Annotated in this window: 22 protein-coding genes and 1 pseudogene; 12 read left to right on the forward strand and 11 right to left on the reverse strand. The window is 65.8% G+C overall.

The window, feature by feature from the left end; translation table 11 throughout:
- Window positions 1-289 precede the first annotated feature (289 nt).
- Window positions 290-1,780 (reverse strand): LCP family protein, encoded by a 1,491-nt coding sequence (locus ACFFN1_RS07695; RefSeq protein WP_376840098.1) that lies wholly within the window; start codon window positions 1,778-1,780, stop codon window positions 290-292.
- A gap of 353 nt (window positions 1,781-2,133) precedes the next feature.
- Between ACFFN1_RS07695 and ACFFN1_RS07700 the strand changes: the two genes are divergently transcribed.
- From ACFFN1_RS07700 to ACFFN1_RS07715, 4 genes and pseudogenes are all read left to right on the forward strand, one after another.
- The gene (locus ACFFN1_RS07700; protein ID WP_376840099.1) at window positions 2,134-3,750 is read left to right on the forward strand and encodes a helix-turn-helix domain-containing protein; all 1,617 of its coding nucleotides are present in this window, start codon (window positions 2,134-2,136) and stop codon (window positions 3,748-3,750) included.
- 123 nt (window positions 3,751-3,873) lie between these two features.
- On the forward strand, window positions 3,874-5,400 hold the full coding sequence (locus ACFFN1_RS07705; protein ID WP_376840100.1) for a class I adenylate-forming enzyme family protein: 1,527 nt from the start codon (window positions 3,874-3,876) through the stop codon (window positions 5,398-5,400).
- A 131-nt stretch (window positions 5,401-5,531) separates the two neighbouring features.
- A pseudogene (locus ACFFN1_RS07710) lies at window positions 5,532-5,678 on the forward strand (short-chain fatty acid transporter); the annotation flags it as partial.
- 115 nt (window positions 5,679-5,793) lie between these two features.
- On the forward strand, window positions 5,794-6,891 hold the full coding sequence (locus ACFFN1_RS07715) for a TIGR00366 family protein (RefSeq protein ID WP_376840101.1): 1,098 nt from the start codon (window positions 5,794-5,796) through the stop codon (window positions 6,889-6,891).
- A gap of 86 nt (window positions 6,892-6,977) precedes the next feature.
- Here the strand turns inward: ACFFN1_RS07715 and ACFFN1_RS07720 are convergent, their stop codons facing one another.
- The 3 genes from ACFFN1_RS07720 to ACFFN1_RS07730 are packed head-to-tail and all read right to left on the reverse strand — an operon-like array spanning window position 6,978 to window position 9,921.
- Complete coding sequence (locus tag ACFFN1_RS07720) at window positions 6,978-8,126, reverse strand: acyl-CoA dehydrogenase family protein (RefSeq protein ID WP_376840102.1); 1,149 nt, start codon at window positions 8,124-8,126, stop codon at window positions 6,978-6,980.
- A 50-nt stretch (window positions 8,127-8,176) separates the two neighbouring features.
- Complete coding sequence (gene purE, locus ACFFN1_RS07725; RefSeq protein WP_376840103.1) at window positions 8,177-8,710, reverse strand: 5-(carboxyamino)imidazole ribonucleotide mutase; 534 nt, start codon at window positions 8,708-8,710, stop codon at window positions 8,177-8,179.
- Window positions 8,707-9,921: a 5-(carboxyamino)imidazole ribonucleotide synthase gene (locus tag ACFFN1_RS07730; RefSeq protein WP_376840104.1), complete on the reverse strand. Its 1,215-nt coding sequence runs from the start codon at window positions 9,919-9,921 to the stop codon at window positions 8,707-8,709. Before ACFFN1_RS07730 ends, purE begins: the two co-directional genes overlap by 4 nt.
- Before the next feature lie 138 nt (window positions 9,922-10,059).
- Between ACFFN1_RS07730 and ACFFN1_RS07735 the strand changes: the two genes are divergently transcribed.
- Window positions 10,060-10,521, forward strand: a complete 462-nt coding sequence (locus ACFFN1_RS07735) for a GtrA family protein (RefSeq protein ID WP_376840105.1) — start codon at window positions 10,060-10,062, stop codon at window positions 10,519-10,521.
- Between the two features lie 42 nt (window positions 10,522-10,563).
- Here ACFFN1_RS07735 and ACFFN1_RS07740 read toward each other — a convergent pair whose 3' ends face one another.
- Window positions 10,564-11,736, reverse strand: a complete 1,173-nt coding sequence (locus ACFFN1_RS07740; RefSeq protein ID WP_376840106.1) for an alkaline phosphatase family protein — start codon at window positions 11,734-11,736, stop codon at window positions 10,564-10,566.
- Complete coding sequence (locus tag ACFFN1_RS07745; RefSeq protein ID WP_376840107.1) at window positions 11,733-12,332, reverse strand: DUF5998 family protein; 600 nt, start codon at window positions 12,330-12,332, stop codon at window positions 11,733-11,735. The genes ACFFN1_RS07740 and ACFFN1_RS07745 overlap by 4 nt, the downstream gene beginning before the upstream one ends.
- Before the next feature lie 79 nt (window positions 12,333-12,411).
- On the opposite strand from ACFFN1_RS07745, the gene ACFFN1_RS07750 reads away from it, so the two are divergent.
- Together ACFFN1_RS07750 and ACFFN1_RS07755 are read left to right on the forward strand one after the other, a co-directional pair.
- Entirely contained in the window at window positions 12,412-15,093 is a 2,682-nt protein-coding gene (locus tag ACFFN1_RS07750) for a bifunctional acetate--CoA ligase family protein/GNAT family N-acetyltransferase (protein WP_376840108.1), read from the forward strand.
- A 95-nt stretch (window positions 15,094-15,188) separates the two neighbouring features.
- A complete protein-coding gene (locus tag ACFFN1_RS07755) occupies window positions 15,189-17,807 on the forward strand; it encodes a DNA gyrase/topoisomerase IV subunit A (protein WP_376840109.1) in 2,619 nt (872 codons plus the stop codon).
- Between the two features lie 5 nt (window positions 17,808-17,812).
- Here the strand turns inward: ACFFN1_RS07755 and ACFFN1_RS07760 are convergent, their stop codons facing one another.
- Together ACFFN1_RS07760 and ACFFN1_RS07765 are read right to left on the reverse strand one after the other, a co-directional pair.
- Window positions 17,813-18,208, reverse strand: a complete 396-nt coding sequence (locus ACFFN1_RS07760) for a type II toxin-antitoxin system VapC family toxin (RefSeq protein WP_376840110.1) — start codon at window positions 18,206-18,208, stop codon at window positions 17,813-17,815.
- Window positions 18,205-18,486 carry a type II toxin-antitoxin system Phd/YefM family antitoxin gene (locus tag ACFFN1_RS07765; RefSeq protein ID WP_376840111.1) on the reverse strand — a complete coding sequence of 94 codons (282 nt, stop codon included), beginning with the start codon at window positions 18,484-18,486 and terminating at the stop codon, window positions 18,205-18,207. The genes ACFFN1_RS07760 and ACFFN1_RS07765 overlap by 4 nt, the downstream gene beginning before the upstream one ends.
- A gap of 18 nt (window positions 18,487-18,504) precedes the next feature.
- Here ACFFN1_RS07765 and ACFFN1_RS07770 point away from each other — a divergent pair, with 18 nt between their 5' ends.
- A complete protein-coding gene (locus ACFFN1_RS07770) occupies window positions 18,505-18,630 on the forward strand; it encodes a hypothetical protein (RefSeq protein WP_376840120.1) in 126 nt (41 codons plus the stop codon).
- Window positions 18,614-19,735: a DUF3320 domain-containing protein gene (locus ACFFN1_RS07775; protein WP_376840112.1), complete on the forward strand. Its 1,122-nt coding sequence runs from the start codon at window positions 18,614-18,616 to the stop codon at window positions 19,733-19,735. The genes ACFFN1_RS07770 and ACFFN1_RS07775 overlap by 17 nt, the downstream gene beginning before the upstream one ends.
- Before the next feature lie 234 nt (window positions 19,736-19,969).
- On the opposite strand, the gene ACFFN1_RS07780 is transcribed toward ACFFN1_RS07775, so the two are convergent.
- On the reverse strand, window positions 19,970-21,346 hold the full coding sequence (locus tag ACFFN1_RS07780; protein WP_376840113.1) for an adenylate/guanylate cyclase domain-containing protein: 1,377 nt from the start codon (window positions 21,344-21,346) through the stop codon (window positions 19,970-19,972).
- Window positions 21,343-22,191 (reverse strand): biotin--[acetyl-CoA-carboxylase] ligase, encoded by an 849-nt coding sequence (locus tag ACFFN1_RS07785; protein ID WP_376840114.1) that lies wholly within the window; start codon window positions 22,189-22,191, stop codon window positions 21,343-21,345. Before ACFFN1_RS07785 ends, ACFFN1_RS07780 begins: the two co-directional genes overlap by 4 nt.
- A 63-nt stretch (window positions 22,192-22,254) precedes the next feature.
- On the opposite strand from ACFFN1_RS07785, the gene ACFFN1_RS07790 reads away from it, so the two are divergent.
- From ACFFN1_RS07790 to ACFFN1_RS07800, 3 genes are read left to right on the forward strand one after another with little or no spacing between them, the layout of a single operon-like run.
- A complete protein-coding gene (locus ACFFN1_RS07790; RefSeq protein ID WP_376840115.1) occupies window positions 22,255-23,841 on the forward strand; it encodes an acyl-CoA carboxylase subunit beta in 1,587 nt (528 codons plus the stop codon).
- On the forward strand, window positions 23,838-24,107 hold the full coding sequence (locus tag ACFFN1_RS07795) for a hypothetical protein (RefSeq protein WP_376840116.1): 270 nt from the start codon (window positions 23,838-23,840) through the stop codon (window positions 24,105-24,107). The genes ACFFN1_RS07790 and ACFFN1_RS07795 overlap by 4 nt, the downstream gene beginning before the upstream one ends.
- Window positions 24,107-24,769 (forward strand): pyroglutamyl-peptidase I, encoded by a 663-nt coding sequence (locus ACFFN1_RS07800; protein WP_376840117.1) that lies wholly within the window; start codon window positions 24,107-24,109, stop codon window positions 24,767-24,769. Before ACFFN1_RS07795 ends, ACFFN1_RS07800 begins: the two co-directional genes overlap by 1 nt.
- A gap of 138 nt (window positions 24,770-24,907) precedes the next feature.
- Here ACFFN1_RS07800 and ACFFN1_RS07805 read toward each other — a convergent pair whose 3' ends face one another.
- Complete coding sequence (locus tag ACFFN1_RS07805; protein ID WP_376840118.1) at window positions 24,908-25,186, reverse strand: restriction endonuclease; 279 nt, start codon at window positions 25,184-25,186, stop codon at window positions 24,908-24,910.
- Between the last annotated feature and the right edge of the window lie 92 nt (window positions 25,187-25,278).

Genomic DNA, 25,278 nt, shown 5'->3' on the forward strand with positions numbered 1-25,278 from the left:
TCGTTTCAGCCTTTTCGAGGAAGACAGGGAAGTTAGGCGTCACGAGCGATTGCCGTCATTGGCAGGATGACGAATCAGCTCAATATGACAGAATTGTTACATAGATTCCGGCGTGTTGCTTTGAAAAATCACGACGAAAGTTACTTACAACGATGTCGTTCAGCGTGTTCATGCGGCAGCAGGGGCCTAAAAAATTTTTGAGATCCCCTTGCGAAGGTCACGAATTCCCTGAATCCGGGGTCACAGAAGCACCGTTCCCGAGGTGGTGGGAACGGTGCGCAGGGTGGTGTCAGGGCACGGAGCAGATGGACTCGGCGTCGCCTTCTGCGGAGGACTCATCCTCCGCCGGGGCGGCGAGCGGAACCGAGCGGGCACCGGAGCCGATGACAGCCGCTCCAGCCGGGGCCGGGACGCCGGCGGCTTCGTCGTCCTTTTCGTTCTCCGAGGCTTCGATCGTCTCGGCGACGAGCGTGTGGATGGCGGCGAAGTCCGGGTGGGTGGGGTTCACCTCGGGCGGGCTGAGGTTGAGCGATTCGAGCGGATGCTCACGGGACTTCACCGCCAGGTCCACGAAGGTGTCGACCTGCAGCTGCGGGATGTCGGTGGAGACCACCTCGGGGGCGGCCTTGGCGATGTCCTGGAAGCGCAGCATCACGGTCGAGGCGTCGAGCTGTTTGAGCATCGCCTGCTGCACGCAGCGCTGGCGGACCATCCGCTCATAGTCGCTGGCGAACTCACGCGAGCGGGCGTACCAGAGCGCGTGGTAGCCGTCGAGGTGCTGCTCGCCGGGCTCGATCCACTCCTTGACCGGGCCGTGCTTGCCGGTGTTCGGGTCGACCTTCGAGGAGATCGGCACCCGCTTGTTGGAGACGAGGTCGATGCCGCCCATCGCGTCGATGAGCTGCTCGAAGCCCTTGAGGTCGATCATCGCGTAGTACTGGATCTCCAGCCCGGTGATGCCCTCGGCGGCGTCCTTGGTCGCCTGCACACCGGCCGGGATCTTGCCGTCGAACTCATCGGCGTGCTCTTCACCCTGCTGGTAGATGGCGTTGAGCAGGCACTCGTCACCGCAGTTGAAGCCCTGCGGGTAGTGCTGGTGCAGCGGCGAGTCCTCCGGGAAGGGCACGTTCTGCATATTGCGCGGCATGCCGATGCTCACGGCCTTGCCGGTCTTCGCATCGATCGAGATGAGCGAGAGGCTGTCGGGGCGGACGCCGGTGCGGCCCTTGCCGGCATCGGAGCCGAGCAGCAGGATGTTGTAGCGGCCGTCGACGGCGCGCTGGCCCCAGCCGGCGGCGAACACCTCGGTCATGAGCTGGCGCTGGCTGTTGACCATGACGGTGCCCCAGGTGAGCCCGCCGCCGATGACGAGCGCGCAGGCGAGGCTGGCGGCCAGGAAGCTGCGCCGGACCTTCGGGGTCAGGGTCACGAGTTCGACTCGGCGGAGCGTGTCGAGCAGGCAGATGATCCAGTTGAGCGTGTAGACGGCGAGGAATGCGGTGACGCCGGTGAGCACGAACGGATTGGTGCCCATGGAGATGAGGAAGCCGCGGGCGAAGATCGCAGCGGCTGCGGTGATGAGGATGAGCGCCCAGCCGATGAGGGTGAGGGTGAGGGCGAACTTCGCCCACCTGCGCACGCGGAACAGCGACTGCACGGAGCCGGGCACGAGGATCGTGGAGGCCAGCAGGATCCAGCCGCGGGCATTGCGCACCGGCTGGTCGGCGTAGTTGGGATAGCGCACCGGATCGATGTACTTCAGGGGCCGGCGCTCGGCCATCGGCTGCCTCCTCTCTGCCAGCGACTGCTCTCACGTCCCCCACCATGATGGGCAGCCCCACGCGCCCGAGGCGGTGTGACGCGGGGGCGGCAGCTGCGTTGCATGGGGACGTCGCGTCGGTACTGAACCAGGTTAGCGCTCAAGCCTGAGACTGCCTGGGAGAATCCGGCTGCGAGTGTCCGCGTGTCTTGCTGTCAGTCGGTCGTGTACAAGCTGTGAGAAGCCCCCTCGCTGTGCCGCCGGCTCCCCTAAGATGAGGGCTCCACTGGCACTTCGCAGATCGGACTTCGATGGCAACTGAAATGGGACAGTTTCTTTCGTCCCTTCTGACAGCGAACAATTCAACTCAGGCGATGCAGGCGGCGGTCCGCCATGTCGTCGCGGTGGTGCGGTGCGACATCTCATGGACGGGTGTGGTCAAGGCTGATGCTGAGATGCACATCGGAGCCCACCACGGACTTCAGACGCCAGAGATGGCAGCGGACTGGCAGCTGGCCGTCGGTGAGGGAATCGGCGGGAAGGCTGCGTCGCTGCGGCGCACGCAGAAGAGCAGCAACTATCTGCACGACTCACGCAGGGTGCCCGCCAAACGGCTGATCGACAACGAGAAGATCGGGTCAGTGCTCGTGTCTCCGCTCATGGCACACGACGCAGCGCTTGGAGTGCTGTATGCCGCAGACCGACGGAAGCGGAATTGGACTTCAGAGGACATCGACGAGCTGGAGTCGATCGCCGACCATCTCTCGGTGCGCCTGGCGCAGCTCGATCGCATCCGCCTGGCAGAAGCTCGGGTAAGCGACGCCCGGCGACGAGCCGAAGCAGCCGACTCCCACCTGACGTCGGCCATCGAATTAGTCGAGCTGCTGGGCTCGGCATCGGCGGTCAGTCACGCTCTGGATGCAGTCGCGGTTTACCTCAACGCCCGGATCGAACTGCATGACGGCCACAATTCAGTCATCGGGGCATCCGGTCCAGACCGGGCGTCATGCCATGGAGTAGAAATCTCCAGCCGGCTCAGCCCGCAGAGCAGACTGACGGTACACCTGTCCTGCGTCGATGAGGACACGACCCTCACCGAGCCGTCTGCCCGGATCGCTCTCCATGCGCTCAAGCTTCAGCTGCTGCGCCACTGCGAGCGGTCGGCGACAATCGAGACGCTGCGCGGAGACCTCCAGGAGAAGCTGCTGACCGGCAACTTCACCAATACGGCCCATATTCAGCGGCGACTCGCGCTCATCGGGTGCGCACCGATCGGATCAGATGCACGGGTTATCGTCATCAGAGCACGGGATCAGGCCGATCAGATCTCTGAGCGCTTCCACAGCGACCTGCGCACGACGTTCCCGGACTATCTTGTCGATCATCGCGATGAGTCCACTGTCGTCATCATCGGCAACGGCGGGTCGGAAAAAGAGCTCTCACTTCAGATCGCAGATCTGCTTGACCGCGAAGAGCATCGTCGGGAGCGAAAAGGCACGGCCGAAGGAAGCACAGGCGACAGCCGCAGATTCGTCGCCGGTATCGGACGTCGCACAGAACAGCTGCATGAGGTGTCCATCTCCTACGATGAAGCACGCGTCGCATGCACCGTGGGCGTGTCCAACCCGCAGACCAGCATCGACGGGGTCGTCAGCGCCCGGGCTCTGGGTCTTCAGGGTTTGGCGAGCATCCCTAATGTCCAGCTCCAGGCGATGGTGACGGACACGTTCGGGCCGATCATCGCCCATGACGAGCGCCACGGAACGCACTACATGACAACCATCAGCTCGTATCTGGCCAACGACCGACACCTCGGCGACACCGCAGCCGAGCTCCACGTGCACTACAACACTGTGCGCAACCGCATCGCCCGCATCGAAGAACTGCTCGACCTCAGCTTCGCCCGCACCGACGACCGGTATCGCGCGGAGACTGCCGTGCGCATGGCTGCCGTGCTCGCGGCCCGCACGGCGCCGACGACAGCCCTGTGACGATCTGACAGGCGACGGCCGGAAGTCTGTACCCGATTCACATAGCCAGCCCTGCATGCGTGCGACATCCTGACTGACAACGTGGCGCGGGCCACATCGCTCAAAGGAGAGGGAGTCGCAACGGTGCAATGTGATGTCATCCGGGACCTGGTTCTGCCAGCTGTCAAGAAGCACGGGAGCCGCACAGCCGTCATCGCCGACGGACGAACCTGGACATACCGGGAGCTGCACGATGCCGCACGTGAAGTCGCCAGCATTCTGGTCGCACGAGGGGTCAAAGCCAGCGACCCGGTGGCCATCATGCTGGACAACAGCGCCGAATACCTCATCGCCGACCTGGCGATCGCATCCGTCGGCGCTGCCAAAGTGCCCATCAACCTGATGCTCTCGCCAGCGGAGATGACCTACATCCTGTCCGATTCCGGCGCGAAGCTGGTGCTGACATCGGATGCTCGCAGAGGCACGCTGCCCGATGCGACAAGCGAATCCGTTCTGGAGAAGCTCATCCTCAGCGTCTCCGACGAACGACGTGTCGCGGTGGCCGACGCCGACGGCCCGCTCACAGCAGATGCCGCACAGGAGCTGCCTGCTGTCAGCGCCGAGGATATCGCGCTGATCATGTACACCGGAGGCACGACCGGCCGGCCGAAGGGTGTCGTCCACCTGCAGAAGGGCTTCGCCTCCAATCTCCTCTCGCACGTCATCGAAACCGAGATCACGGCTGACGATCACCTGCTGCTGTCCTCGCCGCTCCCCCACAGCGCAGGCGTTCTTGCAATCTCCGGTCTGCTGCAGGGAGCCGTTGTCGAGGTGATGAAGCAGTTCGACATGGAGTCCACCCTAAACAAGATCGAGACCGGTGGCGTGACGTATCTGTTCATGGTGCCGACCATGATCAACCGGCTTCTGGATGCGACCGAGGAACGCCCGAACTTCGATCCCGGCCGACTGCAGACGATCCTCTACGGCGCCTCCCCCATTTCGGAGGAGCGACTGCGTCAGGGACTGCGGATCTTCGGCCCGGTGTTCATGCAGCTCTACGGACAGACCGAGGCACCGAACTTCCTCACACGCCTTCGCAAAGACGACCACGACGCCGACCGCTTCCCCAAACGGCTGCGCAGCTGTGGCCAGCGCTCGCTCATGGCCGCCGTGCGCGTCGTGCGCAATGACGACACCGACTGCGATCCGCATGAGGTCGGCGAAGTCATCGGAAGCGCGCCCTATGTCATGGACCGCTACCTCAACCGTCCCAAAGCGACAGAGGAGACAGTCCGCAACGGGTGGCTCTACACCGGCGACCTCGGCTACATGGACGAAGACGGTTACGTCTACCTCGTCGATCGCAAGAAGGACATGATCATCACCGGCGGCTTCAACGTCTACGCCAGCGAGGTCGAACAGGCGCTGTCTGCGCTCGATCTCGTCCAAGACGTCGCTGTCGTCGGCACTCCTCACCCGGATTGGGGTGAGGCGGTCACCGCTTACGTCGTACCCGCACGTGCGGGTGTCGAGCCCGGCGACATCATCAACGCCTCCCGGGACGTGCTTTCCAGCTACAAGCGGCCGAAGTACGTCCACCTCACCGACGCTCTGCCCGTCACGGCCGTCGGCAAGATCAACAAGAAGCATCTGCGCGAGCGCAGCTGAGCCCAGCGTGATTCGCGCATGCCCACCGGCACGCACATTTTCCAAGGAGAACTTCACACATGAGCTCGACCACCAACCTCGAACGTAAGCCAAAGTTCCTCGACCGGTACCTTGCCTGGTTCATCCGCTGGATGCCGGATTCGTTCGTCATCTGCTTAGCTCTCACCATCATCGTCGGCACGCTCGCCTTCTTCCTCACCGGGACCTCGTTCTGGTCATCGGATGCCGAAGAGGTCACGCTCGTGTCTGCATGGACGGGTTCCTTCTGGAACCTGCTCGAATTCACGATGCAGATGACAGTGTTGCTGGCGACCGGCAACGCGGTCGCCACCTCTCCCCCCGGCCAAGCGCCTGCTTACCTGGGTCGCCCGGATCCCGAAGAACCGCACACAGGTGATCATCCTGGCCGGAACCGTTGCCAGCCTCCTCGGCTTCGTGCACTGGGGACTCGGCATGATGGGCGGCATCGTCCTCGGCAAGGAGCTCCTGGCCGAGGCGAAGAAGCGCGATATCAAACTCCACGCACCGGTCCTCGTGGCCACCTTGTTCATGTGCATGGTCCCCGGCGCAGCCGGCATGTCCGGAGCCGCAGTGCTGTATGCAGCCACCCCGGAGTACCTGCGCGATCTGGTGCCTGATTCCCACGTCGAAGCGACCCCGGTCTCCGTGCCGCTGACCGACACCGTCGTCCGTCCGGACTTCGGCCTTCTGCTCGTCGCCTGCATGCTCGTCGGCATCATCTTCATGCTGCTGATGCACCCGAAGGACCAGACGAAGATGAAGCAGGTCGACGCTTCGGTCTTCGAGGAGCTTGAGTCAGGTGCCGCCTCGGCGATCGTCGAACGCAACACCCCGGCACAGCGCGCCAACGCCAGCCGCATCGTCATGATCGTGGTCGGCGGCATCGGTCTGGCCTTCAGCATCCTCAATATCGCTGCAACCGGCATCGCCGGCCTCGACCTCAACGCCTACAACTTCCTGTTCCTGACCCTCGGCATTCTGCTGTGCGCCAATCAGGGCCCTGAATACTACGCAGGACTCGTGCGTGAGGGCATCTCCGGCACGTGGGGATTCATCCTGCAGTTCCCGTTCTACGCAGGAATCTTCGGCCTCATCAGTGCCACCGGACTCGGCGTCCTGATCTCGCAGGCGTTCACCGCCATCTCGAACGCGACGACCTGGCCGTTCATCGCGTTCCTCTACTCGGGAATCCTCAACATCGCCGTCCCGTCCGGCGGTTCCAAGTTCGTCATTGAGGCTCCGTACATCGTTCCCACCACACTCGACCTGCAGGCGGACTTCAGCCTGGTCATGCAGGCCTACCAGATGGGTGACGCGGTGTTCAATCTCCTCATCCCGTTCTTCGCGCTGCCGTACCTCGCGAACTTCAAGCTGAAGTTCGGTGAGGTCGTCGGCTACACGGTGCCGCCGGTGCTCGTCATGATCGGCGTCGTCAGCACCTATCTCCTCATCTTGTCGGCGATCGGCTGACCCAACAGGACGGAGAGTAATCCGGAGACGATAATGGGGCCGGTGTGAACGCGTAACGCATCCGCACCGGCCCCATCAGCGTCACATCACCCCAGCAGCTTGCGTCCCATCACCAGGCGCTGGATCTGGTTGGTGCCTTCGTAGATCTGGGTGATCTTGGCATCGCGCATCATCCGCTCGACCGGGTGGTCCTGCACATAGCCGGAGCCGCCGAGCAGCTGCACAGCATCGGTGGTGATCTCCATCGCCACATCCGAGGCGAAGGCCTTGGCGGCAGCACCGAAGAAGCCCAGGTCCGGGTCGTTGCGTTCGCTCTTGGCGGCAGCAGCGTAGGTGAGCTGGCGGGCGGCTTCGAGTTTCATGCCCATATCGGCAACCATGAACTGCACGGCCTGGAACTGCGCGACCGGCTTGCCGAACTGCTGGCGTTCCTTGATGTAGGCGATCGCGTAGTCGAGCGCACCCTGGGCCACGCCGAGCGCCTGCGCGGCGATGGTGACGCGGGTGTGGTCGAGGGTTTGCAGGGCGATCTTGAGGCCCTGGCCCTCCTCGCCGATGATCCGGTCGCCGGGGATCCGGCAGTCTTCGAAGAACAGCTCGCGGGTGGGGCTGCCCTTGATGCCGAGCTTGCGCTCCTTCTCCCCGAAGGAGAAGCCCTCATCGGACTTCTCGACAACGAAGGCCGACACGTTGCGGCCGCGCTCACCATCGGGGTCGGTGACGGCCATGACGGTGTAGAAGTCCGACACTCCGGCGTTGGTGATCCAGGTCTTGACGCCGTTGAGCACCCAGTCGTCGCCGTCGCGCACCGCGCGGGTCTTCATGCTCGCGGTGTCGGAGCCGGCTTCGCGCTCGGACAGGCCGTAGGAGAAGCCGGACGTGCCGGCAGCCACCGCCGGGAAGTACTTCTGCTTGATCTCCTCGGAGCCGCCGAGCTGCACCGGCATCGAGCCGAGCTTGTTGACCGCCGGGATGAGGGAAGAGGACATGCAGCCGCGGGCCACTTCCTCGATGACGATCGCCGTCGCCAGCGCATCGGCACCCACTCCCCCGTACTCCTCGGGGATGTGCGGGGCGAAGAAATCGGTGGCCACGAGCGCGTCGTGGGCCTCCTGCGGATAGCGGGCATTGGCATCGACGTCGGCGGCGTGCGGAGCGATCTTCGCCTCGACGACCTCGCGCACGGCCTCACGGATGGCTTCGTGGTCCTCACTCAGCTGGTAGATGTCGAACATGTCTCTCCTTCAGGGCAGGGGCTCTCGATGGGGCGGGTTGACAGGGCCGCTCAGCCGTCGAGCTGGTCGAGCAGTGCCCGGCCCTTGGCTTCGGCAGTGGCCTTGAGCTCGTCGCGGTAGGTGTCGAGGCGCCGTCTGACAGCAGCGGCGCTCTCATCGGCTCCTGCCCCGAGGATACGGGCGGCGAGCAGGCCTGCGTTCTTCGCCCCGCCGATCGAGACGGTCGCCACCGGCACTCCGGCCGGCATCTGCACGATCGACAGCAGCGAGTCCATCCCGTCGAGCTGTTTGAGCGGCACCGGCACGCCGATGACCGGCAGCGAGGTGACCGAGGCGAGCATGCCCGGCAGGTGGGCCGCTCCCCCGGCGCCGGCGATGATGACGCGGATGCCGCGCTCGGCAGCAGTGGCACCCCAGTCGATCATCTCATGGGGCATCCGATGGGCGGAGACGACCTCGGCGCTGGCGCCGATGCCCAGCTCAGCCAGCACCTCGGCAGCGGCGCGCATCGTCGGCCAGTCGGAGTCCGATCCCATCACGATGCCGACGGGCGCCGGGCCCGAGGCGGCTGCGGGCTCAGTCATGAGCGTGTCCCTTCTGCAGCTGGGCCGGTGCCCCCGCCGAGGAGGTGCTCGGCTCCTCCAGTGCGCAGGTCCGGGTGCGGGTTCGGGTCGGTGCCGGCGATGTAGTCGGCTGCGTGCCGGGCGCGGCGCAGCAGCTCAGCGGGGTCCTCGCCGGTGAGGTTGACGTGGCCGAGCTTGCGGCCCGGGCGCACGGACTTGCCGTACATGTGGACCTTGACCTGCGGGTCATGGGCCATGACGTGCAGATAGGCGTGGTAGAGGTCGTCGCGGTCAGCGCCGAGCACATTCACCATGACGGTCGCCGGCGCATGCGCAGACGGGTCGCCGAGCGGCAGGTCGAGCACGGCGCGCAGATGCTGTTCGAACTGCGAGGTGATCGCACCGTCCTGGCTCCAGTGGCCGGTGTTGTGCGGGCGCATCGCCAGTTCGTTGACGACATAGCCGTCGGCGGTTTCGAACATCTCCATCGCCATGACGCCGGTGACGCCGAGGCTGCCGGCGACTGTCAGCACATCGGCGCTGATCTGTGTGGCGAGCTCCGCGTCGAGGCCGGGGGCGGGTGCGAGCGCCTCTTTGCAGATTCCGTCCTGCTGGTAGGTCGCCACGACCGGCCACACTGCGGTCTGGCCCATCGGCGAGCGGGCGACCATGACCGCCAGCTCGCGGGTGAAGTCGATCTTCTCCTCCGCCAGCAGCGGCCGGCCCTCGGCCAGCCAGTCGGCGGCTTCGGCGGGTTCGTGGATGACGCGCACGCCGTGGCCGTCGTAGCCGCCGCGCGGGGTCTTGAGGATGAGCGGGAACCCGGCTTCGGCACCGAAGGCGGCGAGCGCCTCGGTCGTCGTCACCTGCGCCCAGCGCGGATTCGGCAGTCCGAGCTCGTCCATCTTCGCACGCATGACGAGCTTGTCCTGGGCGTGGATGAGCGCCTCGGGCCCCGGACGGCAGGGATGCCCGGCGGCGGCGAGCGCCCGCAGATGCTCCGCCGGGACGTGCTCATGGTCGAAGGTGATGACGTCGACGGTCTCGGCGAAGGCCTTGAGGGTGGCGTAGTCGCGGTAGTCGCCGACGGTCACATGCGCGGAGACCTCGGTGGCGCAGGCCGTCTCGGTCTCGGCCAGCACGTGGAATCCCACGCCCAGCGCTTCGGCGGCCGGGGCCATCATGCGCGCCAGCTGGCCTCCGCCGATCACTCCTACTCTGGGAAAAGTCACAGCACCACTGTACCCGGCCTCGGCCCGCCCGCCTGCGGTGGGTCGGTGCGGGTTCGGCGCATGCGTCCGGTACTCTCGTTAACGGCAGGAACCCGGATCCGACGACAGACAGGTGCGCTGCATGAACAGGTGCGCTGCATGAAGGCGGGCAAGGAGGCCAAGCGCGTCGCGAAGTTCTCCCTCGTCGGACTCATCGCCTTCGTCGTCGACTTCTTCGTCTTCAATCTGCTGCGCCTGGAGGTCCTCGGGATCGGGCCGCTGTGGGCGAAGATCATCTCCGTCACCCTCGCCACGCTCGTGGCGTGGATGGGCTCGCGCTATTGGACCTTCAAGGACGGCCGCAACCCGTCGGCCACGCGCGAGGCGGTGTGGTTCTTCCTCGTCAACGGCCTCGGCCTGCTCATCGCGATGGGCTGCCTGTGGGTCTCGCACTATCTGCTCGACTTCCGCTCCGCGCTGGCCGACAACATCTCTGCCAATGTCATCGGCGCCGGTCTCGGCAATGTCTTCCGCTACCTCATGTACCGGCTCGTCATCTACCGCGTGACACCCCGGCGGCCCAGCCGCCGCCGCGAGGTCATCTCCGTCGACGAGGACTGACCGCGCCCGAGGTGTGGGCTGGCTCCCGAGGCGCCAGATGGCTCAGGTGCGCAGCAGCGGGATGGCGAGTTCTTGGCGTGTGATGCCGCCGTGGTGGCCGATGAGGGCGAGCGCTGATGGGGAGTCGTGCGCGGAGTCGATGATGCCGGTGCCGGCGTGGCAGATGACGATGACGTCGCCGATCCGCTCCAGGTTCGACTGCCGCACGGGTCCGAAGAAGCCGCTGCTGATCGCCTGCGCACGCGTCATGACGAGTCCCCGATCCCCGAGGGTCTCGGCGTAGGCCGCGTGGACGGTCTCGAGCGCGCCGGGCTGCACGTAGACGTGCACGGCGCGCGGCTCACCGCCGATGCCGGTGACCCCATCGCGCAGCTGCGGATGTTCGGCGAAGTCGATGCGCGCCTCGGCCGGCAGGTCGACCATGCCGTGATCGGCGGTGATCGTCAGCCCCGCATCGGCGGGCAGGCTGTTGGCCAGGCGGGCGAGGTGTCCGTCGATCTCTTCGAGCTCCTCGGTCCAGTCCCAGGAGTCGACGCCGTGGACGTGGCCGGTCTTGTCGAGGTTGCCCCAGTAGAAGTAGATGAGCCGCCGGCCGGGTGCGCGGGCCTCCTCAACGGCGTGGGCGACGCGCTCGGCCATCGTCTTCGAACCGCGGAACCGGCCGCCGCGCAGGGACGCCTGGTTGAGGCCGCGGCCGGCGAACTTCGGCTCGCCCAGGCTCACAACGTCGACACCGGCGGCGGTGAGCCGTTCGAACATCGTCGCATCCGGCACCCACACCTCGGGGTCGACCTCCGGATCCCAGGTGAGCTGATTGAACACGACATCGCGCTGCGGGTCGCGCAGCTGATAGCCGACGATCCCGTGGGCGCCGGGCAGCATGCCGGTGCCCAGGGAGGACAGGGAGTTCGCCGTCGTCGACGGGAATCCGGCGCTCATCGGCAGCATGTCCGGCAGCAGCCCGCGCAGGAACGGAGCATGCGCGGCGCGGGCGCGCAGCAGCTCAGCGCCGAGCCCGTCGATGAGCGCCACGACGACGACCCGGTCCTCGGTGTCGAAGCCGAGCTTCAGCGCCCGCGCTGTGGCACCGGCGTCAAGGATGTCGCCGGCGCCCAGCGTGATGGCGGCAGCCGGGACGACATCGGAGAGCAGCAGCGCATGCCGGTAGTCCGGCGCCCCCGCCAGCTGGACCGCACCCATCACCGCGTCGTTCACAGACCGCCGAGGCCCTGGCTGCGGCGGGCCTCGAACACCTGGCGGCGCAGCCGGAGCGCGAACTCGACGGCCTGGTCGACCGCCGGCTGCCCTTCGGCCTGGGCGCTGATGCGCAGGGTGACGTCCTCGGGGTAGACGGAGCCGGAGTAGCCGTGGTCGCCCTCGCATTCGGGGTCGCCGCAGGTTTCAGGCACGACGTCGAGGCGGCGCATCGCCTCCCAGCCGAGGGTGAGCGCGACCTCGACGGGCCGGTCGCCGGGCTGATAGTCGGCCGGATTGTCATAGGTGCGGGAGATGAGCATCGTGCGCATCCGGGCGAGCGGAATGTCCTCGGTCGTCGTCACCCCGCGCGGCATCTGCCCGAGCACCGCCTGCGGCTCATCGTCGACATGGGTGAGCAGCAGCCGCGTGGGGGTGAGCACGAACGCGGTGATGTGCCGGTGGATCGAGTCGAGGTCGACGTGCGTATCGAGGTGCACGAGGTGGGAGACGACCGGTTCGCCGAAGAGCGATTCGCTCAGCATCTCGGCGGCCAGCTGCGGATAGTATCCGGCGGCCTGCAGGTCGTGGGCAAGTGATTGCGGGATCGTGGGCATGCCCCCATTGTGCCCCACACCGGCTCCTGCACCCCACCGGCACTACCACCGGGTGCAGCCGAGTCATTATGCTGGCAGCATGGGAGCCTATCCAGCGTATTGGGAAGCCGATGTCGTCCTGCGCGATGGAGCCACCGCTCATCTGCGCCCGATCGTGCCGGAGGATGCCGAGGGTGTGCAGGAGATGCACTCCAAGCAGTCCCCGGAGTCCATCTACCTGCGGTTCTTCGCCCCGCTGCCGGTGATCCCGGCCAAGGACCTCGAGCGCTTCGTCACCGTCGACTATCACGACCGCGTCGCCTTCGTCATGACGATCGGCGAGGAGATCATCGGCACCGCCCGCTACGACCGGCTCGATGAGACCTCCGCCGAGGTCGCCTTCAACATCTCCGACTCCCATCACGGCCGCGGCATCGGCTCGATCTTCCTCGAACACCTCGCCGCCGCTGCCCGCGAGCGCGGCATCAGCGTCTTCACCGCCGAGGTGCTGCCGCAGAACCGGCAGATGCTGCAGGTCTTCGCCGCCGCCGGCTACGAGGTCTCCCGCGAGTTCGACGACGGGGTCGTGGCCGTGCGCTTCGACATCGACCCGACGGAGAAGTCGATGCAGGTCCAGGAGGCCCGCGAGCACCGTGCGGAGGCGAAGTCGGTGCGCCAGATCCTGCACCCCTCCTCCGTTGTCGTCATCGGCGCCTCCCGCACCTACAACTCCACCGGCAATCTGCTGCTGCGCAACCTCGTGGCCGCCGACTTCGCCGGCACCCTGTCCGTCGTCCACCCGGAAGCCGATGCGGTCGCAGGCGTGCCTGCCGTGCGGCGCCTGGAGGATCTCGACGACCCGGCGGATCTGGCGATCATCGCTGTGCCGGCCGAATCCTGCGCGCAGGTCGTGCGCGACTGCGCCGCCAACGGGGTGAAGGCCTGCGTCGTCATCTCCTCCGGCTTCGCTGAGACCGGCGAGCAGGGCCTGGAGCTGCAGCGCGAGATGGTCACCACCGCCCGCTCCCACGGCATGCGGGTGGTGGGCCCCAACTCCTTCGGCGTGGCCAACACCTCGCCCGAGGTGTCCCTCAACGCCTCGCTGGCCCCGTTCCTTCCCGGCGCGGGAACCTTGGGTCTGTTCAGCCAGTCCGGTGCCCTCGGCACTGCGCTGCTGGCGGCCGCCAAGACTCGCGGGCTGGGGATCTCGACCTTCGTCTCAGCCGGCAACCGCGCGGACCTGTCCGGCAATGACATGCTGCAGTACTGGGAGGAGGACCCGGCCACCCAGGCGGTGGGCCTGTACCTGGAGTCGATCGGCAATCCGCGGAAGTTCTCTCGCATCGCCCGCCGGGTCTCCCGGGTCAAGCCGGTCATCGTCATCAAATCGGATCTCACCGGCCGTGAGCTCCCTCCCGGCCACCAGGTGCGGCTCTCCAGCCTGTCGGGCAAGGCGCTCGACCAGGTGCTCGGGCAGGCCGGCGTCATCCGCGCCGACACCGTCCACCAGCTCTTCGACGCCGCCCAGGTGTTCGCCTCCCAGCCGCTGCCGCGCGGCCGCCGGCTCGGCGTCATCGGCAACTCTGCGGCCCTGTCGACCCTCATCATCCAGCGCGCCCGCTCCGAGGGCCTGCGCGTGGACTCCCCGGCCGTGTCGATGCACCCGGAGGTCGGTGTCGAGGAGTTCGAGCAGCGGCTGAGCGCCATGTACGCCGATGCCTCGATCGACTCCGTCGTCGTGACCTTCACCCCCTCGGCCGGGGCTGATGAGCGGGAGATCGCCGCCGTCCTCGCCGAGGCGGCAGCCCAGTCGGGCAAGGCGACCGTCGCCTGCTTCCTCGGCATCCACGGCGTGCAGGACGAGCTCACCGCCCATGTCACGGACGAGTCGGGCACCGCCACCGCCCACACGGTGCCCAGCTATGTGGGCCCGGAGGATGCCGTATGGGCGCTGGCCCGGGCGACGGACTATGCGATGTGGCGCAAAGCCGATCACGGCGTCTACCCGGAGTTCGGCGATATCGATCAGCGTGCTGCCCGGAAGATCATCGAACGCAATCTCGCCGGGGTCTCCGGCGGTGAGCGCGTCATCCTCAGCCGGGATGACTCCCGGGAGCTGCTCAACCACTACGGCATCGAATGCCTGCCCTACATCACCTCACGTTCGGTCGAGGAGGGCATTGCCGCCGCCGAGCAGCTCGGCTATCCCGTCGCCCTCAAGGCCGTGCACAAGCGGCTGCGCCACCGCATGGAGCTCGGCGGGGTGCGGCTCAACATCGACAGCCCCGAGGAGCTCGCCGAGGACTGGCAGGGTATCGCCGGGATCATCGACGCGCTGCTCGCCGCGGATGAGGACCACGGCATCGACGTCCAGCCGATGGCCCCGCCCGGCACCGCCTGCGTCATCACCGCCGGTGAGGATCCGCTGCTCGGGCCGATGGTGTCCTTCTCCCTTGCCGGTGACACCACGGAGCTGCTCGACGATGTCGCCCACCGGGTCGCACCGCTCACCGATGTCGATGCCAAGGAGATGGTCCGCTCGCTCAAGTCCTCACCGCGGCTGTTCGGCTACAAGGGCCTGCCGGTCATGAACGTCGCTCCGGCTGAGGACGTCATCCTGAGGCTCTCCGCCCTCGTCGAGGAGTTCCCGGCCGTGCGGGAGATCGAGCTGCGGCCGATCTCGCTGACGGAGACGAATGCGCATCTGCTCTCCGTCAAGGTCGAACTCGCTGCCGAAGCCGACCGGATGGACTCCCAGCGCCGCCGCATGAGCGTCGGCTGAGCGCGCGGCGAAACCTCGGCACCCGGCGAAATCCCGGGCTTCGCGGCGGTTTCCCGGTAGCATAGGCCTGTCGTTTCGCCCGTCGAAGGAGTCCCATGACAGAGCCGGTGGCTGGCCAGGTCGTCGATATCGACGTCTCCGAGGAGATGGAGACCTCGTTCCTCGAGTACGCGTATTCGGTGATCTACTCCCGGGCCCTGCCGGATGCTCGCGACGGCCTCAAACCAGTGCAGCGGCGCATCATCTACCAGATGGGCGAGATGGGTCTGCGGCCCGACCGCCCGCACGTCAAGAGCTCCCGCATCGTCGGCGATGTCATGGGCAAGCTGCACCCGCACTCCGATGTCGCCATCTACGATGCGCTCGTGCGGCTGAGCCAGGACTTCGTCATGCGCACCCCGCTCGTCGACGGCCACGGCAACTTCGGCTCCCTTGACGACGGCCCGGCCGCACCTCGCTACACAGAGGCCCGCCTCACCGATGCGGCGCTGACGATGATCGCCGGACTCGATGAGGACGTCGTCGACTTCGTCCCCAACTACGACTCCTCGACCACCCAGCCGGAGGTGCTGCCGAGCGCCTTCCCCAATCTGCTCGTCAACGGTGCCTCCGGCATCGCCGTCGGCATGGCCACGAACATGGCTCCGCACAATCCCGGCGAGGTCATCGCCGCCGCCCAGCACCTCATCGAGAACCCGGAGGCCGAGCTCTCGGAGCTCATGAAGTTCGTGCCCGGCCCGGATCTGCCCTCCGGCGGCCGGGTCATCGGGCTGTCCGGGGTGCGCGAGGCCTATGAGACCGGCCGCGGCTCCTTCCGCACCCGCGCGACGGTGAAGATCGAGAACATCACCGCCCGCCGCAAGGGCATCATCGTTTCCGAGCTGCCCTACCTGGTGGGCCCGGAGAAGGTCATCGAGAAGGTCAAGGACGTCGTCGGGGCGAAGAAGCTCACCGGCATCGCCTCGATCGATGACTTCTCCGACCGCAAGCACGGCCTGCGGCTGGTCATCGGCATCAAGAACGGCTTCAACCCCGAGGCGGTGCTCGAGGAGCTCTACCGCCTCACCCCGCTGGAGGACTCCTTCGGCATCAACAACGTCTGCCTCGTCGACGGGCAGCCGCGCACGCTCGGGCTCAAGGCGCTGCTGGAGGTCTACGTCGACCACCGCATCGACGTCACCCGCCGGCGCACGGTGTTCCAGCTCGGCAAGGCCAAGGACCGCCTCCACCTCGTCGAGGGTCTGCTGACGGCAATCCTCGACATCGATGAGGTCATCGAGCTCATCCGCTCCTCCGATGATGCGCAGATCGCCCGCACCCGGCTCATGAGCGTCTTCGACCTCTCCGAGGTGCAGGCCACCTACATCCTCGACCTGCAGCTGCGCCGGCTGACGAAGTTCTCCCGGCTCGAACTCGAAGCCGAACAGGATGAGCTGAAGAAGCGCATCGACTACCTGCAGTCGATCCTCGATGACGAGGCGAAGCTGCGCCAGGTGGTTTCTGATGAGCTCGGCGAGGTCGCCGATCAGATCGACTCGCCGCGGCGCACCGTGCTCGTCGAAGGCTCCCACAAGCAGATCACCGCGCGCGGCCGGAAGAAGGGCTCGCCTGAGCTGCAGGTTGCCGACTCCCCCACCTGGGTGCTGCTCTCGACCTCCGGCCGGATCGCCCGCACCGCGGACCGCTCCGCTCTGCCGACGACCGGCAAGCGGCTGGCCCATGATGCGCTCATCTCCCAGGTCGCCTCCACCACCCGCGGGACGATCGGCGCGATCACTTCGAAGGGCCGGCTCATCACCGTCGACGTCGTCGCCCTGCCGGCGCTGCCGCCGCAGGCCACCCGCCCGGGCCTGGCCGGAGGTGTCAAGGTCGGCGAGTTCGTCACGCTCGACTCCGGTGAGAAGGTCTTGGGGCTTGTCGACATCACGCAGGACTTCGTGCTCGCCACCGCCCACGGCGTCATCAAGCGCGTCGCCGGTGCGGAGCCGGCCAAGGGCAAGGAGGCCTGGGATGCCATCAACCTCAAGCCCGGCGACACCGTCATCGGTGCCGGGCAGCTGCCGGACATCGACGCCGCCCGCGCGGTGTTCATCACCTCGAACGCCCAGCTGCTGACCTTCGGCACGGATCTGCTGCGCGCCCAGGGCTGGAACGCCGGCGGTGTGTCCGGCATCAAGGTCGCCGCTGATGCCACTGTCCTCGCCTTCAGCCTCATCGACCCGGCCGCTGAGAACCGCGTCGTCACGATCGCCACGGGTGAGGACTTCTACGGTGAGACGGCGCTGAGCGTCAAGGTCACCGATCTGGCTGAGTTCCCCACCAAGGGCCGGGCGACTGCCGGTGTGCGTGCCCACCGCTTCCTCAAGGGCGAGACGGAGCTCGTCCTCGCCTTCGCCGGACCGGATCCGCAGGGCGCGGCCACCGGCGGTGGGGCCCGCAAGCTGCCGACAGAGCTGGGGAAACGGGATGGTTCCGGTCAGCCGCTGGAGTCGAAGGTTGATGCGATCGGCACTGTCCCGCACGCTTATGGCGCGGAGGCTGGTTCGGCTGATCCCGAGGCGAAGGGGAGTGAGGAGACCACGGCCGGTGGGCTCAGCGCTGAAGAGCTCGAACGCCGCAAGGAGGAGATCGCTCAGGCGCGCGACGAGGACGACTCCCCCGTCGTCATCGTCTCTTCCGACGACGAAGACGGTTCGGGCGGCGCGCTGTTCTGAGCGGCTCAGCGGCCAGGCGCGATGACTGTCAGTCCAGCGGATTCGGCCGCCTGCGCGAGACGACGATCGTACGTCAGGATGGCGTCGGCATCGAGGCGAATAGCGGTCTCAAGATGCAGCGCGTCGAGAGTTCGCAGCAATTCCATCGGCAGGAACCCAGCATTGCGGAAGACTGCCCGGTCGAGCGCAGCGAGGGCCACTCCGTCGAGTAGGGCTGTCACGTCAGTTTGGCTCAGCCCGTCGCGGACGGCGACGCGACGGAGCTCGGTCTCGAGCAAGTCGCTGGAGACCAGCGTCGCCGAGGTTTCGTCGAGCCAGCGCTCCAAAGATTCGCTTTCCGGCTCAGGCTTCAGGAGTGCTGCCAGCGCGGAGGTATCAACGTAGACGACTCTGGCGTTCACACCCGATCCTCACGCTGCTCATCCATGAGCTCCTGCACAGATCGCTCGCTGCGCCTGCGCTTAATGCCGAGGTCCGACCAGCCGCCGACACGCTTGGCTGGGCGGGTGATCTCAAGTCCGGGCGCAGGCGCATCCAAAGGGATGACACGACCGACTGGGACCCCGCGATTCGTCAGCACGAAAGAGTGACCTTCGCTCACTTCTCGAAGGACACGACTGGACTCGTTGCGCAGTTCGCGCTGAGACAGACTTTCGGGTTCGGGCTGGGCAACACTCATAATCTAAGTGTAGCACCCGTGCGACGCGTCGATTTGGCCAGGACCAGCGCAGAAGGCGTTGCGCATCTGAAGGACTATCTGATGCATGCGGAGAAGCGCGAAGCTGTCGGGGCGACCCAGCAGATCGATGACTACAACCTCTAGGGAGCGCATCGCCGCCGCTCTGCTAGACGAAGGCCTAGAAGTGACACCAGATGTGGGAACTTCACGATTCCGCGTCGACTTGGCTGTGCGTGCTTCGCAAAACCATGGTTGGCTCGCAGTGACGCTCGACTCGCCTGAGTGGGCCGCTCGATCCATTGTCGCTGATAGAGAAGCGCTGCCGACTACCATCCTCAAGAAAGTTATGGGATGGCAAGACACTCTGCAGGTGCTGCTGCCGGTTTGGCTGCGCGACCCAGAACGGGTGATCGAACAGATCAGTTCGGCAGCGCAGGCGCTCGAACTTCCTGAGATGACAGAAGGCACGCACGCTACTTTCAACGAACATGGGTCCGCAGGTCCGAAAACTACCATCCCTCAGTCAGAAATCCGGCAATCCAACGGATCAGGACCAGAGGAGTCCCCTGCACCGCTTGCTCCTGAGGCACACGATCCAGAGGCGGATGCGCTCTCGCCGATGCTCGTGCGTGATGCAGAACCGGTTGTGAAAGAGACGGTGACAGCAGGCCCGCAGGAGGCGGCCTCCTCGTCCGGACCGTATGCGTTTGTTAAGGCCTCCACGGAGGTGATCGGCAACGTCGACGTCCTGAATCAGCTTGACTCCCCTGCCGTCCGCACCCACATTGCCACCCACCTGGACGAGATCGTCGAAATCGAGGGACCGATCGAAGCTGGACGACTGGCTAAAGTGCTCGCCAGGCGCTTTCAGCTAAGCCGCGTGCGCCAGGCGCGGCTGAGCGAGATTCTCGCCTGCACAACGAAGAGCGCCGAGAGCTCCCCGTTCGGGAGGTTTTACTGGCCTGACAACGTCAATCCCGAGACCTATGCCGGGTACCGGCCGCGGCTCGACGGCGGAGAGGTAGCGATCCACGAGATTTCCCACCGAGAGATCGCCAATGCTCTCGTCTCGACCCTTCGTACCCAAGGGGAACAGTCAGACGATGATTTGGTTCGCGAAATCGCCGGCGTGTTCGGATACAACAGGCTCGGAGTACGCATCCGGAAGCGGCTGGAGGGCGTCATCATATGGGCAATTGATTCTGGCCGCATGACGCGGACTGCGAGCGGAAAGCTGGCGGCACTGTAAGCTTCGTCGCCGCATCGGCGGTCGCCAGGACGATGAACGCCGTATGAAAGGCGGGATTCAGCTGGCGGCCGAATTGCTCGTTTCCTACGTGGTGGCCCAAGAGTATAGAGATCGGTCTAGGCGAATAGATCATCTTGGCCGAGGTCTAAAATCGTCGGGAATCACCTGCTCCCTCGGCGCGGACACATTCTTAGCTGTCCGTTTCCGGCCGTGCGGCGGCACCACGAGATTGTGCTACTCGTCCCCGTCCATCGACAGGTCGAGGCTCTCAGCCGTTCCCCGGTCCATCTGGAACATCGAGATCTCACCGAGGCCCTGCAGGTTCGTCGTCTGCCGCTTGGAGAACACGTACTCCCCTGAGCGTTCGAGGATCCGTGCGGTCTCTCGATCGGTGACGACGGTGCTCGGTTCGCCGATGGCGGTCAGGCGGGCTGCGAGGTTGACCGTCGTGCCGAACACATCGCCCAGGCGTGAGAGCACCCGTCCCCATGACAGTCCGAGGCGTGCCTGGGGCAGGTCGTTGTCGGCGATGATGAGGTCGCGGATCGACAGGGCGATCTCGGCTCCGGCCTGCGGGGTTTCGGCGATGAAGAACACCTCATCGCCGACGGTCTTGATGACGCGGCCGTTGCCGGTGGCCACGACGTTGAAGACGACGTCCTGGAATCGCTTGACGAGGTAGGCGAGCTGCTTGGGCTCCAGCTTCTGCGACAGGCGGGTATAGGAGACGAGGTCGACGAAGCCGACGGTGCGCGCCAGCGGCATCTGGGAGTCGTACCAGCCGTGCTGGTTCTCGATCGCCAGTCCTTCAGCGACGTTGACGTTCATCCGGCCGAGCGCGCCGGCGAGGTTGCGCCGCCATGCATAGACGAGCACGCGTTCCAGCGGCTCGATGCTGCTTTCGAACAGCTGGATCGCCTGCTGCCGGGCCTGGGTCTCATCGAGACCGCGGGCATCGGAGAGATACTCGACGAGCGTCTCCATCTGCCAGACGACGAGACGGTCGCTGGTCTGGCCGATCGCCCGCGCCAGGGACAGCACCGTCGCCTCGTCGAGGACTCCGGCGTCGACGACCGAGGCGATCTCCCTGAGTGCTTTGGAGTCTTCGACGGTGAACGCCGTCTCTCCTTCGGGCACGCGGGCCATACCGAGTGAGCGCCAGAACTTCCGGGCCGCCACTGTGGAGACACCCGCGAGCTGGGCGACCTCCTTGCGGGTGAGCACACGCTTGCCGCCGATGAGGCTCTCCTCCAACTTCTGTGCCGCAGAGCGCAGCTGATAGATCGTCGATTCGATCTCCGCCTTCTCACGCTCATCGACAATCGACTCATCCACGGTCTGCGGCTTGGGTCGCGCACCTGCCAGACGCGCGGCGAAGGCCTCCTGGGCAGCACGGGCAACGGCGTCGAGTTCGTCGTCAGACTCCTCAACAATGCGCCGCTCAGCAGCAGGCTCCTCAGCAGCCGCGGAGTCCACCTTCCACGGATCTTCGTCACCGACACCAGCATGCTCGTCCACATGCTCCAGCCGCGGCTCTTCGTCGCGGCTGGGCTCTTCTTCGCCGAGCACCTCGTCGCCGAGGTATTCGGTGTCGTCGGACGGTGTCGTCATCGGGCCGGCCTCAGATGTGTGACCTCACCGGCGCTGACCACCTCACGGCCGGCACCGGTGTCGATGATGAGGTTGCCGCCGGCATCGACGTCGACGGCCTTCCCGCGCAGCTGCACGTCGCCGGGCAGCTCGGCCCGGACGTCCATGCCGAGGGTGACCATGCGGTTGCGGATCGCATCGGCTGCTGCGGACTGTGCGAACGCCTCAGCAGTCGTCGAGGAGAACAGCGCCGGGATCGCCTGGTGCAGGCCGCGCAGCACCTCAGCGAGCAGCTGCTCGCGGGTGATCGTCCCACCGGCCAGCGCGATCGAGGTGGCAGTTTCTACCGGCAGTTCGTCTGCGGTGATGTCGACATTGATGCCGATGCCCAGCACGATCGCCATCGCGGCCTCACTGCCGGCCGGCAGCTGGCAGGCGCGGCTGAGGATCCCGCAGAGCTTCTTCCCGTCGACGAGCACATCATTGGGCCACTTCACCTGCGCACTCACACCAGCGGTGTCCACGGCTTCGGCAACATCCCAGCCTGCGATGAGCGGCACCCATCCGAGTCCGGCCAGATCGAACCCCACGGGCACCCGCATGACGGTCGAAAAGGTCAGGCTCGCAGCCGCCGGGACGGTCCAGGTGCGACCGAGCCGACCGTGGCCGGCGGTCTGATGGTCGGTGCCGTACACGGCACCGTCAGCCCACTCCTCGGGAACGGCGGCAACCGCCTCGGCGAGCGCATCGTTGGTTGACGGGCAGGCGGCAGGCCACTCGATGCGCGGCACCTCGACATCTGCGCTGGCCAGGCCGGCGCGCAGGGTCGCGAGATCGAAGGGAGAACGGGAAGCTTCTGTGTGCACTAGATCACTGTATGGCTTTTGGTGGCTTCGCACAACGACAGAGCCGGGCGGTACATTAGTGCCATGACCGAAAGCACTGTCCCTCGTACGACCGCCGAACGCATCGCCGCGTTCGAATCCCGCCGCCAGGCCGCACACGCTGGAAATGAGCGTGCTGTCGCCAATCAGCACAAACGCGGCAAGCAGACTGCTCGTGAACGCATTGACCAGCTGCTCGACGACGGTTCGTTCCAGGAGATCGACGAGTTCGTCCGGCATCACAACACGCAGTTCGGGATGGAGAACAACCGCCCCGACGGTGACGGCGTGGTCTGCGGTCTCGGCACGATCGACGGACGCACGGTGGCGGTGTTCGCGCACGACTTCACGGTGCTCGGCGGGTCGCTGGCTGAGGCGAATGGCCGCAAGATCGTCAAGGTGCAGAAGCTTGCGCTCAAGCTCGGCTGCCCGATCATCGGCATCAACGACTCGGGTGGTGCCCGCATTCAGGAGGGCGTCGGATCGATTGCGCTGTTCGCTGAGATCTTCAAGTGGAACGTGGCGTCGTCGGGTGTCATCCCGCAGATCTCGCTCATCATGGGCCCGTCTGCCGGCGGCGCGGTCTACTCCCCTGCTCTGACTGATGTCACGATCATGGTCGATGGGACCAGCCACATGTACATCACCGGACCGGATGTCATCAAGACCGTCACCGGTGAGGACGTCGGGCATGAGGAGCTCGGCGGTGGACGGACCCACAACTCGGTCTCCGGCAACGCCCACTACCTGGCCGCCGATGAGACCGATGCGCTGAACTTCGTGTGCGATCTGCTCTCGTTCCTGCCGCAGAACAACCTCGACGACGCGCAGGACTTCGACGCCCCGGCGGATCTGACCATCGATGATGAGGATCTGGAACTTGATGAGCTGATGCCGGATTCGCCCTCGCAGCCGTATGACATCCTCGATGTCGTCACCCGGGTGCTCGATGAGGGTGAGTTCCTGGAGATCTCCGAGCTGTTCGCCCCGAATGTGTGCACCGGGTTCGGCCGCGTCGAGGGCACAACGGTGGGCATCATCGCCAATCAGCCGATGCAGCTGGCCGGCACGCTCGACATCGACGCTTCGGAGAAGGCCGCCCGGTTCGTGCGGCTGTGCGATGCCTTCAACATTCCGATCCTGACCTTCGTCGATGTGCCCGGGTTCCTGCCCGGCACCGACCAGGAGCTCGGCGGCATCATCCGCCGCGGCGCGAAGCTCATCTACGCCTATGGTGAGGCGACCGTGCCGCTTATTACGGTCATCACCCGCAAGGCCTACGGCGGCGCGTACTGCGTGATGGGCTCCAAGCAGCTGGGTGCTGATCTCAATCTCGCCTGGCCGAGCGCCCAGATCGCCGTGATGGGCGCCCAGGGGGCTGCCAACATCGTCTACCGCCGCAAGCTCAAGGCTACAGGTGAGGCCGGTGAAGACGTCGATGCGCTGCGCGATGAGCTCATCCAGGACTATGAGGATGCGCTGCTGAATCCGTACAAGGCCGCCGAAGAGGGCTACATCGACGCGGTCATCAAGCCGAGTGAGACCCGCGAGCGGATCATCCGCGGGCTGCGCGCGCTCAAGAACAAGCACGTCGATCCCCCGGCGCGCAAGCACGGGAACATCCCGCTGTGAGTGAGGAGCACGCAGATGCGCCCATCACGGCCAGCGACGCGGATCTCGACGGCATCGAGGTCAGCTTCGACAAGCAGGCCGGCAGCACGACGCTGTCGGCGGACGAGGAGCGCAGGCTGGCCCGCGCTGCTGTGGCGGCAGCACTTGTGGCTGTGCGTCAGCTCGCCGCTGCCGCGACCGAGGCACCGGTGAAGAAGGCTGGAGGGTTCGCCGATCCGCGCCGCAAGGTGCGCCGGCCCCTGCCGCCGTCGTGGCGGAGGCGCTGATGGCACGCGACCAATTGCTGTACGAGGGTGTGCTCGTGACTGCTTTCGAGGCTTTCGGCGACCATGACTCGAATCCCACGGTCGCCGCCGCCGAGGCGGTGGCTCGCGAGTGCCCCGGTGCTGTCACCGAGGTGCTGCCTGTTGAGTTCGATGCTGCCTGCACGCGCATCCGTGAGCTCATGGACGAGCACAAGCCGCACACCGTCATCAGTCTGGGTCTGGCGGCAGGCCGGAGGGATATCACTCCGGAGCGTGTGGCGATCAATGTCATGGACGCACCGATCCCGGACAACGCCACCGCCCAGCCGATCGACGAACCGGTCGTTGCAGCTGGTCCGGCCGCACACTTCCTCACCCTGCCGAACAAGGCGATCGTCCAGGCGCTCAAGGATGGGGGGCTTCCGGCGAGCCTCTCCAACACCGCTGGCACGTACGTCTGCAATGCCGTCGCCTACGCTGCCGCCGCGCACGCACTGTCGACAGGCCGCGACGTGCGCACCGGCTTCATCCATGTGCCCTCGGCAGCTGAACCGGAAGCCGAAGAGCAGTCAGCACCATCGCTGGCGCAGGAAGTCATCAGCTCCGCAATCGTGCTGAGCGTGCAGTCGGTGCTGGCAGACGGTGGCCAGGCACCTACTGCCCTGATGGGAGCCACCGACTGACCGACGCCCGTGGCTGGAGCGATCTCGGCACAGAGTCGTCAACCGGCTTTCGCTGGTTGACTCTTGGCAATCGTTCACCGGCGCTCTCTCTGTCGAGCTCGGACGCAGAACTCGCCAGATGTTCACGCAACTACGGGATCATGCGGTGACGAGTTGCATCAGCTCGGTGTAGTCGGTGACGACGTCGTAGGTGACGTCATCGCCGTTCTTCTGTGCGAGCGATGCGAAGAACTTGCGGGCACACTCGATCTTGGCTTCCTCAACTCCCTTGAGCTGGAGCGTCGACAATGAGCCCTTTGTCTCGGCAACAAAGTAGATGTGTTTCACGCTGCCTTCGGTGAAAGCGATCGCCCAGTCCGGGTTGTAGTCCCCGACAGGGGTGGGGATGAAGAATCCGCGCGGAAGCCTGACTTGCACAGGTTGGCGGGGTTTTCGGAGCTTTTGGTTTGTTTGTGCTGGTCAGCGAGTCGGGCTCGGTCGTGGTGGGTGACTAATATGGGGGTATGAAT

The sequence above is a fragment of the Brevibacterium otitidis genome, assembly GCF_042429315.1.
Lineage (GTDB): Bacteria > Actinomycetota > Actinomycetes > Actinomycetales > Brevibacteriaceae > Brevibacterium > Brevibacterium otitidis.